This is a genomic window from Pseudomaricurvus alkylphenolicus (assembly GCF_011683955.1).
Classification (GTDB): domain Bacteria; phylum Pseudomonadota; class Gammaproteobacteria; order Pseudomonadales; family Cellvibrionaceae; genus Pseudomaricurvus; species Pseudomaricurvus alkylphenolicus.
Genome location: NZ_JAAQPI010000015.1, coordinates 122,901 through 140,854 on the forward strand (window position 1 = coordinate 122,901; position 17,954 = coordinate 140,854).

General features: G+C 52.8%; 13 protein-coding genes. 3 read left to right on the plus strand and 10 right to left on the minus strand.

Annotated elements, in window-relative coordinates; translation table 11 throughout:
* Window positions 1-2: 2 nt before the first annotated feature.
* From HBA55_RS28720 to HBA55_RS28730, 3 genes are read right to left on the minus strand one after another with little or no spacing between them, the layout of a single operon-like run.
* Entirely contained in the window at window positions 3-1,217 is a 1,215-nt protein-coding gene (locus HBA55_RS28720) for an alpha-hydroxy acid oxidase (RefSeq protein ID WP_166998610.1), read from the minus strand.
* A 25-nt stretch (window positions 1,218-1,242) separates the two neighbouring features.
* Window positions 1,243-2,538 (minus strand): Nramp family divalent metal transporter, encoded by a 1,296-nt coding sequence (locus HBA55_RS28725; protein WP_166998612.1) that lies wholly within the window; start codon window positions 2,536-2,538, stop codon window positions 1,243-1,245.
* Window positions 2,539-2,553: 15 nt separating this feature from the next.
* Entirely contained in the window at window positions 2,554-4,746 is a 2,193-nt protein-coding gene (locus HBA55_RS28730) for a TonB-dependent receptor (RefSeq protein WP_166998614.1), read from the minus strand.
* 307 nt (window positions 4,747-5,053) lie between these two features.
* Between HBA55_RS28730 and HBA55_RS28735 the strand changes: the two genes are divergently transcribed.
* Together HBA55_RS28735 and hppD are read left to right on the plus strand one after the other, a co-directional pair.
* Complete coding sequence (locus HBA55_RS28735) at window positions 5,054-5,557, plus strand: MarR family transcriptional regulator (protein ID WP_166998616.1); 504 nt, start codon at window positions 5,054-5,056, stop codon at window positions 5,555-5,557.
* Between the two features lie 169 nt (window positions 5,558-5,726).
* Window positions 5,727-6,788, plus strand: coding sequence for a 4-hydroxyphenylpyruvate dioxygenase (gene hppD / locus HBA55_RS28740; protein ID WP_166998618.1), 1,062 nt, complete (start codon window positions 5,727-5,729; stop codon window positions 6,786-6,788).
* 407 nt (window positions 6,789-7,195) lie between these two features.
* On the opposite strand, the gene vapB is transcribed toward hppD, so the two are convergent.
* From vapB to HBA55_RS28760, 5 genes are all read right to left on the minus strand, one after another.
* Window positions 7,196-7,411, minus strand: coding sequence for a type II toxin-antitoxin system VapB family antitoxin (gene vapB / locus HBA55_RS37605; RefSeq protein ID WP_338109483.1), 216 nt, complete (start codon window positions 7,409-7,411; stop codon window positions 7,196-7,198).
* A 135-nt stretch (window positions 7,412-7,546) separates the two neighbouring features.
* A complete protein-coding gene (locus HBA55_RS28745; protein WP_166998619.1) occupies window positions 7,547-10,138 on the minus strand; it encodes a TonB-dependent receptor domain-containing protein in 2,592 nt (863 codons plus the stop codon).
* 30 nt (window positions 10,139-10,168) lie between these two features.
* Complete coding sequence (locus HBA55_RS28750; RefSeq protein ID WP_166998621.1) at window positions 10,169-10,930, minus strand: response regulator transcription factor; 762 nt, start codon at window positions 10,928-10,930, stop codon at window positions 10,169-10,171.
* A gap of 16 nt (window positions 10,931-10,946) precedes the next feature.
* The gene (locus HBA55_RS28755) at window positions 10,947-11,735 is read right to left on the minus strand and encodes a substrate-binding periplasmic protein (RefSeq protein WP_166998623.1); all 789 of its coding nucleotides are present in this window, start codon (window positions 11,733-11,735) and stop codon (window positions 10,947-10,949) included.
* A complete protein-coding gene (locus tag HBA55_RS28760) occupies window positions 11,728-14,079 on the minus strand; it encodes an ATP-binding protein (protein ID WP_166998625.1) in 2,352 nt (783 codons plus the stop codon). Before HBA55_RS28760 ends, HBA55_RS28755 begins: the two co-directional genes overlap by 8 nt.
* Window positions 14,080-14,330: 251 nt before the next feature.
* On the opposite strand from HBA55_RS28760, the gene HBA55_RS28765 reads away from it, so the two are divergent.
* A complete protein-coding gene (locus HBA55_RS28765; RefSeq protein WP_166998627.1) occupies window positions 14,331-14,708 on the plus strand; it encodes a response regulator in 378 nt (125 codons plus the stop codon).
* Window positions 14,709-14,713: 5 nt separating this feature from the next.
* Here HBA55_RS28765 and HBA55_RS28770 read toward each other — a convergent pair whose 3' ends face one another.
* Both HBA55_RS28770 and HBA55_RS28775 read right to left on the minus strand, forming a co-directional pair.
* Window positions 14,714-14,923 (minus strand): hypothetical protein, encoded by a 210-nt coding sequence (locus HBA55_RS28770; RefSeq protein ID WP_166998629.1) that lies wholly within the window; start codon window positions 14,921-14,923, stop codon window positions 14,714-14,716.
* A gap of 115 nt (window positions 14,924-15,038) precedes the next feature.
* Window positions 15,039-17,723 carry a TonB-dependent receptor plug domain-containing protein gene (locus HBA55_RS28775; RefSeq protein ID WP_166998631.1) on the minus strand — a complete coding sequence of 895 codons (2,685 nt, stop codon included), beginning with the start codon at window positions 17,721-17,723 and terminating at the stop codon, window positions 15,039-15,041.
* Window positions 17,724-17,954: the final 231 nt, after the last annotated feature.

Sequence of the window (17,954 nt, forward strand, 5' to 3'; positions counted from 1 at the left end):
CCTTACACTACTTGCAACGATGTTGGTTGTTGCACGGCAGATCCCGTTTCGAAATCTACACCTTGTTTTGCCATTCGCAGATAGCTGCTGTCCAGTTCTGCTACCGAAGGGCAACCCAACAATTGCAGGGTGCGATGGAATTCCTGTTGAAACAGTTGCAGTGCTCTCAGCACCCCCGCCTCACCGCCCGCGCTAAGCCCGTAGAGATAAGGGCGACCGACCATACAAGCCTTGGCACCCAACGCCAGGGCTTTGGCAACATCGGTACCGCGACGAATACCACTGTCGATAATAATCTCCAATTGAGCACCGACTTGATCCACCATTTGCGGCAACAGATCCAGTGTGGCGGCGGCGTGGTCCAGCTGGCGGCCACCGTGATTGGAAAGAACAATGCCATCTGCGCCCATGCGAGCGGCCATGCGGGCATCTTCCACGCTCATTAAACCCTTGATCACCAGTGGGCCGTCCCATTGAGAGCGCATCCATTCCACGTCGCTCCAAGTCACTGTGGGCGTCAGCTGTTGGTTAACGTAGGAGAGGAACGAGTTGGTGTCGTTTTTACCCGCCATGCGCTCACCGCTGACGTTGGCGGTGGTAACCGTGGGCGAGGTAAAGTGGTGCCATAACCATTGGGGATGGGTCAGGGTTTCCACGACGGTTTTAAAACTGGGTTGGGGTGGCACCGTAAAACCGTTACGCAGGTCCTGCTCCCGATTACCGGAGACCGCCGCGTCGACAGTCAAGCAAAGTGCCCTATAACCCGCTGTGCGAGCACGGTCGATAAATTCTTTCACCAGCGAGCGATCTTTGTAGACATAGATCTGGAACCACTTGGGGCCCTCAAACTCAGTCACCTTCTCGATGCTAACACTTGATAGCGTCGACAATGAGTAGATGGTGTTCATCTTACTGGCTGCAGCTGCCACGGCCCATTCACCCTGATGATGGAAGAGCCGCGATAATGCAGTGGGCGCAAGGATAACCGGAAAGTCGATAGACTCACCCAGCACTGTTGTGCTCGTATCTACATCACTGACGTCCCGCAACATGCGTGGTACAAACTCGTAGTGATAGAAGGCAGAGCGATTGCGTTCACCACAGACGCCATCTTCGGCGAAGCCAGCGATATAGTCGTACATGGCTCGCGGCAGGCGCTTTTTGGCCAGCAGACGCAGGTCGTCGATGTTGTAACATTGATCGAGCTTGGAAGTCATAACGGTTTTCTTTCGTAAGTCATGTTTAACCCATCACCATGAAATGAAGATAGTAGAGCCCGAACATGCCCATCAGAACGATGCCCACCTGGCTCCAGGTTTTCATCGCCACGCCGGGGCGATGCTCTTCAGCCACCTCGTTAGAGAAGACCGCACGGTGATTTAAAAAGGCCAACAGCGGCGCCGTTAGAAATGCGACGCTGGTGGCAAGATCGATAAAGGTTTTAAAGGAGCTCATAAAGAACAGCAGTACAGCCATGGCGCCACAACACTGGATCACCACCAATGGGGTGTAGTAGCGGTTGTCTTCACAATTGCCCCCGCCTTGGGTTGCCAAAGCACCCAGTGCTCGCGGGCAGGCGTCTATCAACGTTAACAGTGTTGATAACATCACGGCGACGGCCACTACGGCGATAATCGGATAGGCGAAGGCGCCAATCGATTGGGTGAACAAACCAATCAGTTGGGCGGCAAAGCCAGTGGAGCTGTCGGATACCACAATCTGGGGTTGGTACATCAGCACGGTACCCATAATCAGAAAGCACATCGCCAGCACCACGGTTACGCCGTAACCCAGATTAAAATCGAAACGGGCTTCTGCTTTGGTGAGCGGGCGGCCCAACGCCTTAGACTTGGCGCAGACCCACAGGGACTGAAACACTGATGCCCCCACGGCTGTCGGCATCCAACCGGCCAGAGCAATCATAAACAGCAGCGTGTGTTTCTCGCCGCTGAAAATGGGCGCCGGATTGAGGCTGCCGGATTCCAGATCGGGGGCGGACAGGGCCACTGCCACCAGTATCAACAGCATAAACAGGGCGACCAATCCTTTGGTGAGTTTCTCGAAAACCTGGTAGCGCCCGCTGATTAACACTGCAGCGCAGAGCCCCAACAGAACTGCAGTTAGAGCTGTCGCCGGTAAATCCAGTGACAGTACATTGTTGACCAACCCTGAGGTCACCAACCCCACCGCAGCTGTGGCGATAAACATGGTGACCATTACTTCGATGCCGTAGATCACCACCGCCCAGCGCCCTTGACGAAAATAGCTGTCAATCAGGGTCTGGCCAGTGGCGACGGCGTAGTCGGAACCAAAACGGAAGGCGGGATATTTAACCAGGCAGGCCGTAAGAATCAGACCTGCCATGGCCAACCCGTAGTCCGCACCCGCTCGTGTGGATTGCACCAGATGAGAGGTACCGACCGAACTGGCTGCGAACAATAAACCCGGCCCCAGTTTCTGGCCCAGGCGGGCCCACTCAGAGGTGGTAGCCTGGGCAAGGTTCTCCCGGGCGGGATTTTTGCTGGAATAGGAATCCATTGCCGTTCAGCCCATTCAGAACTGGTAGTCCAGTTTAACGCCAAACTCGCGGAAGCGGCCGGGCTCGCCCTGAATCACACCCAGTGGTTTACCGGCGTCCAGGTTGAGGCCACTGACCAGGTATTCTTCGTCCGTCAGGTTGGTTCCAAACACGCTCAGGCTCCAGTCAGCGTTGTCCGGCTGATAGGTCAGGTTGAGGTTCAGCAAACCGTAGGCGTCCTGAATCACGTAGTCGTTATCAGCCTCAACCGTGCGGAAGTCGTCCTTCCAGCCGTAGTCCAAGCGCGCAATCAGCGTATCGAAATCCGCCTCCAGTCCGATGGAAAATGAAAGCTCGGGCGCACGCGGAAAGTCGCTGTCCGTAGTCATTGCTGTAACCACATCGTCCAATTGAACGTACTCGGTATCGAGATAACCAAAGGTCGCGTCGATGGTGAGGGTTTCGGTGAGTGCGAACATCAACTCGGCTTCAATGCCTTTGATTTCGGACTCGCCGGCATTCTGCACGACGGTACGATTGGTGCCGGGAATGATGCTGCCCAGTTGCATATCGGTGTATTCGCCGAAGAACGCTGTGGCATTGAGACGCAGGCGGCGGTCCAACAGTTCGCTGCGAACACCGATCTCGACCATGTCGAGGATTTCTTCATCAAACTCGGTGATACCAAAGTGGTTGTCGGGCAGATTGGTGCGTATGCGGTCGTTAAAACCGCCGGAACGGAATCCGCGTGCAAAGGAGGAAAACAGGAAGATATCTTCCTGTACCTGCCATTCCAGGCTAAGGCGACCGGTGATGGCATCCCAGGTCTGGCTGCGATTGACCGTCTCCACTTTTTCCGCGCCATCGGCATTGAGCTCGTTTGCGCTGATTTCTTTTTCGTCTTCGGTATAACGCAGCCCCAGCGTAACGGACCAGGCGTCGTTAAGATCGTAAGTACCCTGCCCGAACACGGCCCAGCTCTGGACTTCGATGGGGTCTACGATGCGGGTATTACTGCGATCACGGGAGTTAACGGTGGTGGGCACAAGACGAACGTCGGAGGCCTTCTCGTCGTAGTAGAACAGGCCCGTTACCCAACTGAGTTTGCCGTCCAGAGAAACTCCCGATAGGTTAAACTCTTGAGAAAACATGGTGATGTCCCGCTCATACTCCTGCTCAAACAACGAGGCGTGGGTGCCGTCGGTGTCGTAGGCGCCCTCTACATCAATGTCGCGATAAGATGTCGCAGCTTTCAGAGCGATGTCTTCAGTCAGGTCCCAATTGATGGTCAGATTGGTTCCGGTATTATCGGTTTTGTTGAAGTTCCTTGCAGTTTGATAAGAGGTATCGTAGTCACCGGTGGGCAAGGTGGTTGCATCAAAACCTGCGGCAGCTTCGCCCACAACAAACGGTGCATTGGGATTTACGCCCAGCAAAATACTGGCACCACCATTGGTGTCCATGGTGGTGTAATCGGCAGAGAGCAACACTTCCACATTCTCGGAGGCATCCCACCGCAGATAGGCACGTACCAGATCACTGTTCACATCGCCATAGTCTGTGGAGTCGTAAGCGCTTTCCACATGGCCGTCCTGATTCAGCGTCGCGCCCACCAGGCGCAGCGCCACCTCGTCACTGAGCGGGATGTTGACCATGCCTTTAAGATCGCGACGGTTTTCGCTACCCAGCGTTGCCTGTACCTTGCCTTCCAGCTCGTCGGAGGGTTTGGCGGTGATGTAGCGAATGGCACCGGCAGTCGCACTGCGACCAAATAAGGTGCCCTGGGGGCCACGGGAAACTTCGATCTTCTCTACGTCCATAACGCTAAGCAGTGCACCATCGCTGCGGCCGTAATAGCCGTCGTCAACATAGAGCGCTACCGCCGACTCCTGGTTGACCGCGTTGCGGGAGGTGCCGATACCGCGCACGTAGAATGCCGCATTACTGCCGCCCAAGCCACCGGAGCCGCCAATGGCCACGTTCGGCATTTTTACGTCCATGGCGGTGATGTTGGAGACGTTTTGTTGCTCCAGGGAATCGCCCCCAAATGCCATAACCGAGATGGGTGTTTCCTGCAGGCTTTCCTCCCGCTTGCGGGCGGTAACCACCACCTCCTCTAGAGCAAACTCTGCGGCGTTGACCGGGGCGCTCGGCACAGAGCCGGTCACTGCGGCGGCAATAGCGACGGACAATGACAGCGGGCAACGAATAAAAGCTGAACGACTCATGTATGACTCCTCTCTATGGGATGCAGACCATTCTGGATCACACCTGGCAGTTGGTTGTGTGTGACTGGCGGTCTTCTTTATTGATGATAGTTATTGCTCTTGATGTTGTTGATTATGCTAACCCCGAATACTTGAAGTTTCAAGTATTTATTTTTATATTCAATTTAAGAGTTTGAAGATGAAAGTAGACTCACTTAGAATTCTGATTTCCTAATCCGATACGAAATACAGAGCCAAGTGGTGTGAAGGAGCTTCTCTGATGCCCTCGAACGAAGAAAAAACTAAAGACTTTCAAGGAATTAGAAGCGTGACCCTGCCCACAGCAGCCAAGGTACGCTACCCAATGGATCTGCAGAGCTTTCTGCCCTATCGCTTTTTCCGAATGGCGCTGCGCATGTCGGATACCGGCAGCAAGCTGTCTACTCTGTTGAAGGAGTCGGAGGCCAATATCGGCGAAAGAGAATGGCGGGTGATGGGCGTGCTGGGGGCCTATGGCGGCCTCACCAATACCCAGGTGGCCGAGGTGACAGGGATGGACGCCGCCACCATCACCCGTGCCGTTAAGACCCTGAAAACATTGGAGTTTGTTGAAACCCGCAGCTCCAAGCGGGACCGCCGCAAGACTCTCGTGCTGCTGACCCAGGCGGGCGCCGACTTCCATGACAGCATCACTCCCCAGCGCATCTCTACTGGTGAATCCATTGATGCCTGCTTTGCCCCTGAAGAAAAAGAAACTCTGCTGCGGTTGATGAACAAGCTGGACCGGCACCTGGAAACGCTCGCCAATCAATACGATGATGAATGGGAATAGCCCTCATTTAATTGAAAGTTCAAATAACTAGAATCAAGTTTTTAAATCTATTTTCATATCGAATGTTACGATTGATCTGGATCAAGTCATTAGTTGTGCGAACAACTATAAAATCTCTCCATCGCTTGTCACTTAACACACAACAGCAACCGGAGAAGGAGAGAGAATAATGACTATCGAGAATCCCATGGGCCTGGACGGCTTCGAATTTGTAGAATACACCTCCACTGAGAAGGGCCTTCTGGAGCCCCTGTTTGAAAGCCTGGGCTTCACCCATGTTGCCAACCACCGCTCTAAGGACGTGACTCTGTGGCGCCAAGGTGACGCTAACTTTATTATCAATTACGAACCCAATAGCCCGGCGGCCTTCTTTGCCGAAGAACACGGCCCCTCCCCCTGTGGTATGGCGTTCCGTGTAAAAGACGCGCAGCAGGCATACCAATACGCCATCAAACACGGTGCCCAGCCAGTGGACATCCCTACAGGCCCCATGGAGCTGCGCCTGCCCGCCATTCGCGGTATTGGCGGAGCACCTGTGTACCTGATCGACCGTTACGAAGACGGCAGCTCCATCTACGACATTGACTTTGAATTTATCGATGGCATTGACCGTCACCCAGAGGGCTTTGGCTTTCACACCATCGACCACTTGACCCACAACGTCTATAAAGGTCGCATGGATTACTGGACCAAATACTACGAGCAGATCTTTGGTTTTGCCGAGTACCGCTATTTCGACATCAAAGGTGAGAAAACTGCGCTAAACTCGCGCGCAATGGCCGCGCCCGATGGCAAGATCCGTATTCCACTGAACGAAGAGCGTTCGCAGGGCACCGGCCAGATCGAAGAGTTTCTGATGCAGTTTAACGGTGAAGGCATTCAACACATCGCCCTGCTGAGCGATGATCTTTTCGCCACCTGTGACCGCATGAAAGAAGCCGGCGTTCCCTTTATGACCGCGCCACCGGAAACCTACTACGAAATGCTGGAAGAACGTCTGCCCGGCCACGGTGAGCCGGTGCAAGAACTGCAATCGCGCGGCATCTTGCTGGATGGTTCTACCGAAGGTGAAAGCCCCAAGCTGTTGTTGCAGATTTTTTCAGAATGTGTGATGGGGCCGGTGTTTTTTGAGTTTATCCAACGCAAGGAAGATAACGGATTTGGGGAAGGGAATTTCACCGCGCTGTTTGAATCCATGGAGCGTGATCAGATTCGGCGTGGAGTGATTTGATTCGGGATTGCTTGTTTATACGGATCTTCAGGAGAATCTGTGAGCTGTATGGGTTCAGTCTATAGCGGCAAAGTGCCATAACCGGAAGTTCATAATCCTGGTTCAGGGCACCATGGGCGTTCGATAATGTCCGCAACGGCCGCACGACGTAGGGTGGATTAGAAGCGCTTTGCGCTTCGTAATCCACCGATCCGCCGAAGGTTTAAATTGGCGGCGGCCGTGTATAAATCACCTGTTGCAGGCACATTCAAGGGTGTTAAAAACCGGGCCGAAGCCAACGAACATCTCCGGCAAAACCGGCGGATTACGGCGCAAGCGCCTAATCCGCCCTACGCATAAACAACGCCGTCAGAGCACCAATCCTGCGAGTTTCTAAGACCGGTTATGACACTTTGCTGCCTATCCGATCACTCCGATTGTTTTTGAGATACCCTCTCCTCCAGAAGGTCTTCGCTCACGCTTTCCTGAGCTTTGAAAAAGCTGCCCCAGGGGGTTTTTGGAGCGGATATCACCATATCTTTTCCGATAACACGTGCGTTTACCTTCTTCACTTCGTCAGGAAAACACGTCTGCGCTGGTAGTCTTATGACTTGGGTTCCGTTATTGTCAAAAATAGAGCCAATAGGCGTTTTTAAACCCTCATGATTGCTCTAATCACCGTATATAGTCCTCCTAAATAGATAGCACGTGCTCCCTGCTTCATAAAGCTACTCAGCCCTTGTGACCACAGTGAAACAACAGCCATGTAGTTCATCGCCTTACAATCTGAACCCAATCCGTAGAAATACCCTCCGCCCTCTTGGATCGCCTGTGCGCGGGTCATAGTTGCCCGCAATGGCGACAAAGGGCGGATTTTCATCGGTGATGTTAATCACACCCAGGGTCACCTGGGTCTCGGAATCCTTCCTCAGGCGCGACCCGAGATTAAGACTGTATTGCAGGTCAAACGTGGAGAAGTGGTCAATGCCCTGGCCGGTTTGTTCATCGTCGTAGCTGCTGACGTAACGCCAAAAGAGGTTGGCGCTGTGTTGACCGAATGCCCAGTTTAATCCCAGGTTGGCTCTAAATTCCGGGGCCGGGTTGCCATAGTTGGTGCCATTCCGTTGCCCGGCACCGTCTATACGCACGCCGTTGGCGTTCACTAGATCGTAGCTGAGCAAGTAGCTGGCGTTGAAGGTGGGCGTCCAGGTGCCGTTGGCCCGGTTATAGGTACCGACCACATTGAGGTCAATACCGTCAGTGGTGATTTCGTTGGCATTAACAAACGCGGTGCGCACAATGGCAATGGTGCCCGCCGAGGTGCGCTCAACGCGTTCGTCAAACGGGTCGTTGCTCACGATTGTCTGAGCCGACTCCTGCGTAAGTACGTCCTCAAAACTATAGCGCCAGTAATCAAGATCCAGATTCCAGCGCTTGTCGATCTCCCAGGATACTCCCAGGTTGTAGGCTGTTGATTGCTCAGGAACAAGGGAATCGCGCCCAACCGTGCGATTGCCAGCAAAGGTGGTGGAGCCGTCGGCATCGGTAATATTCACAAAGCTGGTTTGAATACCCGCGGTCTGGAACACAGAGGGCGCGCGAAAAGATGTGCTGGCGGAGGCACGCAGAGATATTGTTTCTCGCGGTCGCCAGAGGAGAGACAAGCGTGGGTCCATAGTATCACCCACTCCCCCACCGTAGTCTTCGTAACGCAGTGCAGCACGCAACTCCAGGTTGGCAGTAACGGGGGCAAACAGCTCACCAAATATGGCATCCACATCTCTGCTGCCGGAGAAGTTGGGGTTACCAATCAAGAAGGCGTAGCCGTCTTGCTGGGTGATGGAGTCGTAGGTGTAGCGCAGCGATTCCTCCCGACGCTGCAGGCCCAGGGCAAATGCCATCATGCCATCGCGCATTGCAATCAAATCGCCGGAGTAGACAACCTCCAGTGTTTTTAATTCTGACAACGCATCGCCCAGGTAGTCGCCAATAATATAGTTCTTTAACTGTGGATCGTTGGGTGCGACGTTAAAGGCGCTGGAAAATGGATTAAAGTACTGACAACCGTTCACGCCCGGGCTGTTGCCAACGCAGTTGATACCTCCCAACCCCATCAACGCTGCTTGAAAGTTGGCGGCAATTACGTCTCTGACATTGATGAGCGCGTCGTTCTTGGCGGACACGAAAGAGGCATCCAGATAGCGGTTGCCGGACAATTCCACCGAGACTCCCAGTGCCGCCCTGAAGGTATTGTGTTTGTAGCGGTTGATCTCTGTGGGTTGGCCATTGCCGTAGGGCCGCCCTTGAAAAAACACATCCTCCTCAAAAAAATTCAGCGGATGACCGGCGGGAATAAGCGGTGTATTCAGTACCGGAAAGCTGGGCGATACCTCGCGGCTGATGTCATTCCTGGCATGACCAATCTCTGCCCACAGCTCTGTGTTGTCGCTCCAGGCCCAATGGCCTTGAGCAAACGCCAGCAACCTTTGTTCGTCGGGGACAAAGGTGACTTGAGGACCAAAGTCAAACCGACACAGCGTACTGCCATTGTTCAATTGTTGGAAAATACCGCCGAAGGTTTCGCAATCGGGATCTGCGACTGTTAATCCGGCGGAGGGCACCACAAAGCTACCGGGATTGCCAAAGCCACTGGAACCGTCGATGGGGTCCAGCCAATCCACTTCGCCCGCCACCAGACTGCTGCGATCCAGATAACTGAGGGCAATAAGAAAGTGACCATGATCGCCAGTGGAGGCTCCCGCAATGAGGTCAATATTGGTATCATCCTGGGTGCCGTTATCGGTTCGCTCGCGGTATTCCCATTGAAGCTCAAAGCCCTCGAAGTCAGAACGGGTGATGAAATTCGCTACCCCCGCCACCGCGTCAGAGCCGTACACCGCCGATGCTCCATCCTTTAACACTTCCAGCCGTTCTATGGCTAACATTGGCACCAGCGAGGCGGTGTCAACAAAGCTGGAACCGTCGTTGGTTTGTACCGCCGACAGCACCTGGCGGCGCCCATTGAGCAATACGAGCGTTGACGATACCCCAAGCCCACGCAAATTGATATTGGAGGTGCCGGCGGTAAAGTTCTGGGTGAGATTGTCAGAATTGTTCTGAGCGCCTGAGTTGATGGGCATTAACTCGATGAGGTCACGAATATCTTTAACGCTGTTATCCTGCAGGCTGGCCTGGTCAAACTGGATAAAGGCACTGGAGGAGTCGGCCTGATCCGGGCGGCGGATATAGGACCCGGTCACCACAATTTCCTCAAGCTCAGACTGCTCTTGTCCGTCGCTACCCCAGGCACCAACCTGCAGAGCCAAATAGAGCCCAACACCTATATAGATAAGAGAGCGGGATGCAAGCATGTGTGGACGTCCTATCAGGCCGCCCAACGATCAGACGACGCTTTTGGGTCTACTCACCTTGGGCGAAAACAGGTAGCCCGCGCCATGTTCCGTTTTAATGATAGTTGGTTTTTTGGGGTCGGCCTCAAGTTTCTTCCGAAGTTGGAGCACCAGGTAATCAATGTTGCGGTCGAATACGCTAGAGGGGTCCTCGTAGCAGGCCTGTAGCAGTAGATCGCGGCTGAGCACGCGATTTCTGCGTTCTATAAAAGCCATGAGCAGAGTGAACTCCGAATTGGTCAATTTGACCTGGAGCTGTGTGGGAGAGGTGAGCATTCGGGTACGAATGTTGAGCTGCCAACCGGCAAACTCCAGGCAATTACCCTGTGATTCTATCGTCGATTGCTCGCTGTTGTCCGACTTTGACGAATGGTCCAGCTGGTCATTGAGTTTTTCGCGGCGGAGCATCGCGTGTATACGAGCAAGAATCACCCGATCATGGACATTGGCCTGCACGTAATCGGTAGCCCCCATTTCGATGGCCAGAATTTTGTCGATTTCATCGGCCCCTTCGTCAATGACCATGACCGGCGCGCCATTGCTAGACCTGATTGTCTTTAACAACTCTGTGCAACTATCGGAGAAACCTCGAATATGGAGGATGAAAAAGTCGGTTTTACTGTTTTCTTCGCTGAGATCAAGACCATCGGAGGGTATTGTCAGGGCGCGAACCTCCATGTCGCGCTCTTCCAGATAAGCAATAAGCCTTTGCCGATCGCGGGTATTTTGAGTGCTGAAAAGGGTACTTTGCATGGTCTGTGAGCCTTTATTAGGGTTGTGAGTAGCTTTTATTGACCCTTTCTATCGCCAGGCGATAGGAGTCCTCACGTTTATACGCTTTGAGATAGTGATCAAATTTCATTCTCGTCTCTGTTAGCGCCTTGGCCTTGGTAAAAGCCAGATAGCTGGGCACCTCCTCCAGTGTCGGCTCAAGCACTTTAACACGGTTTTGAGCCTGCATTTTTCTCAAAATATGTTCCGCCCCCAGTCGGTTGCTGATGAGGATATCGAAGCGCATTCTCAGCAGTTTTCGTAGATTGTTTTCGCCATTGTCCACCAGATCAGGCGGCAGTATAACACCCGCTGTTACGGCCTGTTCAAACAGTTCGCCGTAGTAGACCGCCCTCACCGCGCCAAAGGAATAAGGTTTAAGGCTGGCCAGCGTGCCGTCGTAGAGTATGTCGTGCTCTCGCCTGGCATACAGCGAGATAGTCTGTCCGATAATCACCTCGTTGGAGTAATCTGCAAAGGCCTGACGCTCCGATGTTTTGTAAATTGTAAAAATGGCGTCTGCCTGCCCTTCACGGATTCTGCGGATTGCTCGCGGCCATGGCAGCAGTTCGATGACAAAGGGTTGTTCCATACGGTTGAGCACTTCAGTAACAATATCCACCGCCACCCCCTTGACGTGTTGACCACTTTGATAAGAGTATGGGGGGTATTGCAGAGTCACCAGCTTCAGGGGTGAGCTTAAAACCCCTTTGCTGCTCAGCAACGAGAAGCACAGAAACACGGTGGTTACAGCCTTGAGCATTAACCACGCTGGTACTCTAGGCATTGTGCGTAACATCGTTTGCCTCATTGAGAACCTGTTCCAGAACCTCCAGAGTTTCCATGGCCAATTGGTTTAATTGTTCGACTTTGTTGCCATTTTCTCCCACGTCCTCCGCATCATTTTCTAAAAGTGACTTTTCGATCTCCGTTGCCGATTCGTTCAACAGGGAGAATCCGAAGTTAAGGCACAGACCGGACAGCGCGTGGGCCTTTTTGGCAAGTTCCTCTTTTTCCCCTTCGCTCTGTAGCCTGTTGATATCATTGACCAGCCCCCTGAGTGTCTTTTTGGCCTTGTTGTACAGTGCAATCGTTTTTTCATGACCCAGCGCATTATGATGCTGGTTGATTAAGGTGGAATTTAGATACCCGAGACTGTAGGAGGTGGACGCCCTGCCCTCATCGAGTTGATCGCCCTCAAAGTAGGTGGCAATCACGTTGTGCAGGCTTTCGTACTCGATGGGCTTGATCACCACCTCGTTCATGCCTGCCTCTTTGCATGTTGCGAGAACGGCTTCCGAGCCATTGGCGGTAACGCCAATAATGGGCGTATCACCTGCGTTGTGTAACGACAAGGTTCGGATGCGTCGGGTCGCCTCCAGCCCATCCATAATCGGCATTTGCAGATCCATTAACACCAGATCAACCGGGCGTTTTTTCATGATATTGATCGCCGCCACCCCGTTGTTGGCCAGCAAAACCTCGTGATGGTCGTTTTCCAATTGTCCCTTCGCCAGCCGGCGATTGATTTCGATATCGTCGACCACCAGAATGGTCAGTGGCTCCAGCTTAGACCTGGTGACGGCACCATCTGATTCACCCGCTCCTTCCGGCGCGATCTGGAACGGCAGTTCAAACCAGAAGCAACTGCCTTTCCCCTCCTCGCTGGTAAACCCAATGGTTCCCTCTTGCTGTTCCACGATTTTTTTGCAGATCGTGAGTCCCAGACCGGTACCTCCCCGTCGACGCCCCTGGGCGTTGTCGGCTTGCGCGAAGGGTTCGAATAGGGCATCGCCGGAGGTCGTGGGAATCCCCACGCCTGTATCGATGATGTCAAACCGAACCTTGGCGTAGCCACCGTCGCTTTCTTTTAGCGATACTTTCAGTGTCACGTGCCCTTTGTCGGTAAACTTGAGGGCGTTAGACACCAGGTTAAGCAACAGTTGACGAAGTTTTTCGGGGTCTCCCAACAGCGTATCGGGGACATTTTTCTCTATGTCAGAGGTGAGTAGTACATTTTTTTGATCGGCGAGGTTGGAAAAGAAAAACAGAATGCCCTTGATCAGGCTTTCCAGCCTGAAGGGGATACTCTGAAAGGTAAACTGCCCCTTTTCGTATTTGGAGTAGTCCAACACTGTATTCATCAAGGTCAAGAGGGTATTGCTCGACTCCAGGATGGATTCGATATAGTCCTTTTGTTTTGGCTCTTTGACCTCATTGTTAAGTAGGTTGATCATGCCCATGATGCCGTTCATAGGCGTTCGGATCTCGTGGCTCATCATGGCCAGAAAATCCGATTTGGTTTGGCTGGCCTGCAACGCGGCGTTTTTCTCTTTGTCAAGTTCGCGATTCTTGTCAGCAAGTTGCAGCGTTCGCTCAGCCACGATTCGCTCAAGGTTGTTGTTGTTTTCGACGATTTGCCGGTGTTGATCCTCAATGATTTCCAGATGGCGATTAAACTCATCAATAAGTACGCCAAATTCATCGGAGTGATGGGCCTCCGGCATGGGAATACGCTCGTTGGGCGTTCCGGTTCGCAATCGACTGCTGACTTTGAGAATGGATTTTGTCAGCGTAAAATAAAAGACCGCCAACAGGGTAACCGCAAGAACAACGTTCCTGAAGATTCCGGACAAAAACACCACAACGGATCGCTGGATAAAGGTTTCGGCGGTCACCAGCGGATCGATCTCGACAATCAATCGGCCGGCCAGAAAATCACTATTTGCATTTTTGAACAGCTTTTCTTCTATGGTCTCCGGTGAGCCGAATACCCAGCGTAGGAAGGGAGACTCCTCCAGCTCGATGTCTTTCTCGGCATGCGCCAGCACGATATTAAAATTGTCCTTGATGGTGGCTTTGGTAATCGGGCCATTGCTCACCAACCCCCGGGTGATTTGCAGCGACCCCGTTTCGTCCAGATTGTAGGCTACGTGGCCTGAGGCGCGGTTAGCGGTACGCAGAATATCGACGATGGAGGTTCTTACTTCGTTTCGAAGTGAAAAATAGTCCAGCCAGATCTGAAACGCACTCACTACAATGCCGATAATAAACGCGACGATGACCGCGTTCTTGGCCTGTCGGAAAGAAAGACTGTTGCGCAGCGGGAAATCTGATGTGCGCTTTGGCATGGGCGTGTCCTGTCGTTTAACCTTAATGACTACTAACCTTATTTTCTATTTGCCTTTTTACTGCAATATTGCGAGAGAGTATTAGCATCTACCTCTATATTTGAAATAGTAATATCCTCTGTTATCCCACGCCGGTGCTTTTGTTTACTATTTTAGGTATAGATTGACGTCTCTGCACCCTTGCACTTTCTTGTAAAGGCCTGGCTCCTGAATTACACTCACTGGCCTGTTTCACCCCGGAAATGGAAGGAATGACACAGACTACCACCCCCAGAATTCTGATTGTCGAAGATGAAGAAGCCAGCCAGGAATTGTTGGTCAGCTATTTTGAATCCGAAAACTACACCGTTTTTAAAGCCAGTGATGCCGAGGAGGCCGAGCAAATTCTCGAACGGCAATCGGTTGACCTTATTTTGCTCGACATTACCTTACCGGGCAAAGACGGACTCACGCTGACCCGCGAAATCAGGAGCCGCTCCAGTGTCGGTATCATTCTGGTCACCCAGAAGTGCGACGACATTGATCATATTGTGGGCCTGGAGCTGGGTGCCGACGACTACATCACCAAACCCTATGATCCTCGGGAGCTGTTTGCGCGGGCAAAAAACCTTTTGGACCGCATGAACTGAAAATATCAGCTCCACATTCTTTGACTGATGACCTCCAGCAGTTGTTGAGCCTCTTCAGCGCGGCTGAGATTACCCTGCTCAATGGCAATCAGTGCATATTTTCTTGCCATCCCCCATTCGTTATGAACAAAGCATTGCCGCGAGAACTCCAGAAAAAGGTCGCCTGATGCCGCTGCTTTGGCGGCTTCTTTTAGGTAGTGAGAAAACGGTTTCATCTTATTGCATACTCTCTTCTCCAAAAAAAGAGCCCCGCCTAAGCGGGGCTGATCACCGATTGATGCTGAGCGGACCCTTTCACAATCGACGGTGCAGAAGCGTGTTGGCCTCAGATCAGAACTTGGTTCCAATCTTTACGTAGATCCGACGACCGCGGGGATCTCCTGTACGAGGGTCGTAGTTTGCCGGGGTTTTTACGAAGGGAGGGTTTTCACCGGTCAGATTCACGACCCCCAGGGTAAGAGTGGATTCGGTATCGTCTTTTAGCCAGTCACCAAGATCCAGACTGTACTGGGCGTCCATGGTGGTACTGCTCTCGATGGACTGGCCATACTGATCATTGTCATAGCTACTGACATAACGAACAAATAGATTGGCACTGTGCTTATCATAGGCCCAGCCCAGCCCCAGATTCGCTCTGAGTTCCGGCGACGGGTTACCGAAGTTGGTACGGTTGCGGCTGCCGGCACCGTCGATCTTGTTGCCGCTTTCGTCTTCGAGATCGTAGGTAAGCACGTAAGTGCTATCGAACGAGGGCGAAAAGCTGCCAATATCGGTTTCATAGTACCCGCGTACAGACAGGTCTATACCACTGGTCTCGATAGCGTTGGCATTTACGAATGCTGTATTAACGATGGATACCGTACCAGCGGAATCTCGGACCACTCGGGGGTCGCGGAAATTCAGGTCAGGATTGGGGTTGTAGACACCGTTAGCATCGGGAGCGCCCCCGCGAATGTAGTTTTCATTGCTGACAATAGCCTGGGCATTGGTTTGCGTGAGAACATCCTCGAAGGTGAAGCTCCAGTAGTCCAGATCCACTTCCCATACATCGTTGGGCGCCCAGGACAGCCCAATATTCAGAGCGGTTGAGGTCTCTGGCGTTAGAGTGTCAGTACCCACCGTGCGGTTGCCACTGAAGGTAGTGTCATCTTTGAGTTCGACTTCGCCATCCACCAGATTGGCGTCACGATCGCGAATATTCACAAAGCTGGTTTGTATGCCCTGGGTCTGGAACACCGAGGGCGCCCTGAAGGAAGTACTGATGGAGCCTCGAAAAGAGAGGGTTTCCGTGGGCCGATAGAGTACGGACAGTTTCGGGTCGGTGGTATCGCCAACTACGCCGCCGTAGTCTTCGTAGCGTACCGCTGCGCTGACTTCTATGGTTTCGGTCAACGGCAGCATTACCTCGGCAAATACCGCTGATACGTCCCGCTCGCCTGAAAAGTTGGGGTTACCGATCAAAAAGCCCCAGCCATCGTGTTGAGTGATGGTGTCGTATACGTAGCTCAGGGATTCTTCGCGGTACTGAAAGCCCAGTGCAAAACCCGCCTCGCCACCGGGCAGAGAGAACAGGTCATTACCAGAGACGATAAACTCCATGACATTCATTTCGGATTCTGCATCACCCAGGTATTCACCAATAATGTAGTCCTTGAGTGCCGGATCATTGGGAGCGGTGGTGAATGACGTAGAGAACGGATTAAACCGCAGGCAGCCTTCAGCGTCTGGCACGTCCCCCTTACAATTGACGCCACCAAGACCATCAATGGCTCGCTGGTAGTTATTGACGTTCACGTCTCGTACATTGATGACCACATCATTTTGAGCGCCCACATAGGATGCCTCCCAGAAGAGGCTCTCGGTAAATTCCCCACTGGCACCAAAGGCGAAACGAAAGGTGTTGTGATCGTAGTGATTCAGTTCCGTCGGTGCGCCGTTACCGTAGGGTCGGCCGATAAACAGGACGTCCTCGCCGAAAGTGTTTTCGGGGTGGTCGGCAGATACAGTGGGCGCATTAAGTACGGGGAAACTGGGAGAAACTTCCCGGGTGATTTTGTTTCGGGCGTAGCCGATCTCCGACCAGACTTCCGTGGTTTCGTCCCAGTCCCAGGTGGCACGGGCAAACCCCTGGATACGTTGCTCATCCGGTACAAAGGTCACCTGGGGACCATAATCAAACCGACATGAACCGCCGATCAGGTATCCGCCGTGCTCTTCGCAGTTGGGGTCTGCAACCTTGCCAATGGAATCGCCAACGAAAGTGCCAGGGTTACCTGAACCACTCAGTGAGTCGGTAGGTACCAGCCAATCCACCTCTTCGGCGACCAGACTGCTGCGATCGAGGTAACTGGCCGCCAGCAGGAAGTGGCCGCTTTCTCCGAATGAACCACCCACAACCCCGTCGATATTGAGATCATCCTGGCTACCGTTGTCGGTACGTTTGCGATACTCCCATTGCAGTTCCGCGCCGTCCAGGTCATCGCGGGTAATAAAGTTGGCAACACCGGCAACGGCGTCAGAGCCATAAATCGCTGAGGCGCCGTCCTTCAACACTTCCATGCGCTCCACCGCCAGGGTTGGAACCAGAGAGGCGGTATCGACAAAGCTTGAACCATCGTTGGTTTGTACAGCCGACAGCACCTGACGCTTGCCGTTCAGCAGCACCAACGTCGAAGAGACACCAAGACCCCGCAAGTTGATATTGGAGGTACCGGCGGTGAAGTTTTGTGTCAGGTTATCGGAGTTGTTTTGGGCTCCCGAGTTGGTCGGCATGATCTCAATCAGGTCACGCAGATCCTTTACGCCAGCGTCCTGTAAGCTGGACTGGTCGAAACTCGACAGTGGCGTTGACTGGTCGGATTGGCTCTTGCGCTTAATGTAAGAGCCGGTAACCGTGATTTCTTCCAGCTGGAAATTGGTCTCCTCGGCCAAAATCTTGGTTGGCACCAGTATAGAAGTGGCCGCCACCAGGGCAGGCATGGTTAAACGGGCAAGTTCGTTGAGTCGGAATGACATAAGTAAGCTCTCCTCGGTGTTATTTTGGTGTGGCGAGTCTTTTTTGCCCTTCTATGAAACCGCGAGCTTGTTGGATTTATATTTGCAAATGGCCGCAATCGAAAAAAAGTTGTCAGTTTATCGTGGATTCTGCAAATAAGTGGTTGGTAAACCCTGAAAATACGCCTGATAGAAGGACAAATCTCTCGATTCACCGGTTTTTTTGGGCTGTGGGGGAATCTTCAGGCGGGT

Coding starts and splice junctions, on each gene's coding strand:
- HBA55_RS28720 (WP_166998610.1), bottom strand. CDS start 1,217: ATGACTTCCAAGCTCGATCAATGTTACAACATCGACGACCTGCGTCTG.
- HBA55_RS28725 (WP_166998612.1), bottom strand. CDS start 2,538: ATGGATTCCTATTCCAGCAAAAATCCCGCCCGGGAGAACCTTGCCCAG.
- HBA55_RS28730 (WP_166998614.1), bottom strand. CDS start 4,746: ATGAGTCGTTCAGCTTTTATTCGTTGCCCGCTGTCATTGTCCGTCGCT.
- hppD (WP_166998618.1), top strand. CDS start 5,727: ATGACTATCGAGAATCCCATGGGCCTGGACGGCTTCGAATTTGTAGAA.
- HBA55_RS28745 (WP_166998619.1), bottom strand. CDS start 10,138: ATGCTTGCATCCCGCTCTCTTATCTATATAGGTGTTGGGCTCTATTTG.
- HBA55_RS28750 (WP_166998621.1), bottom strand. CDS start 10,930: ATGCAAAGTACCCTTTTCAGCACTCAAAATACCCGCGATCGGCAAAGG.
- HBA55_RS28755 (WP_166998623.1), bottom strand. CDS start 11,735: ATGCCTAGAGTACCAGCGTGGTTAATGCTCAAGGCTGTAACCACCGTG.
- HBA55_RS28760 (WP_166998625.1), bottom strand. CDS start 14,079: ATGCCAAAGCGCACATCAGATTTCCCGCTGCGCAACAGTCTTTCTTTC.
- HBA55_RS28765 (WP_166998627.1), top strand. CDS start 14,331: ATGACACAGACTACCACCCCCAGAATTCTGATTGTCGAAGATGAAGAA.
- HBA55_RS28770 (WP_166998629.1), bottom strand. CDS start 14,923: ATGAAACCGTTTTCTCACTACCTAAAAGAAGCCGCCAAAGCAGCGGCA.
- HBA55_RS28775 (WP_166998631.1), bottom strand. CDS start 17,723: ATGTCATTCCGACTCAACGAACTTGCCCGTTTAACCATGCCTGCCCTG.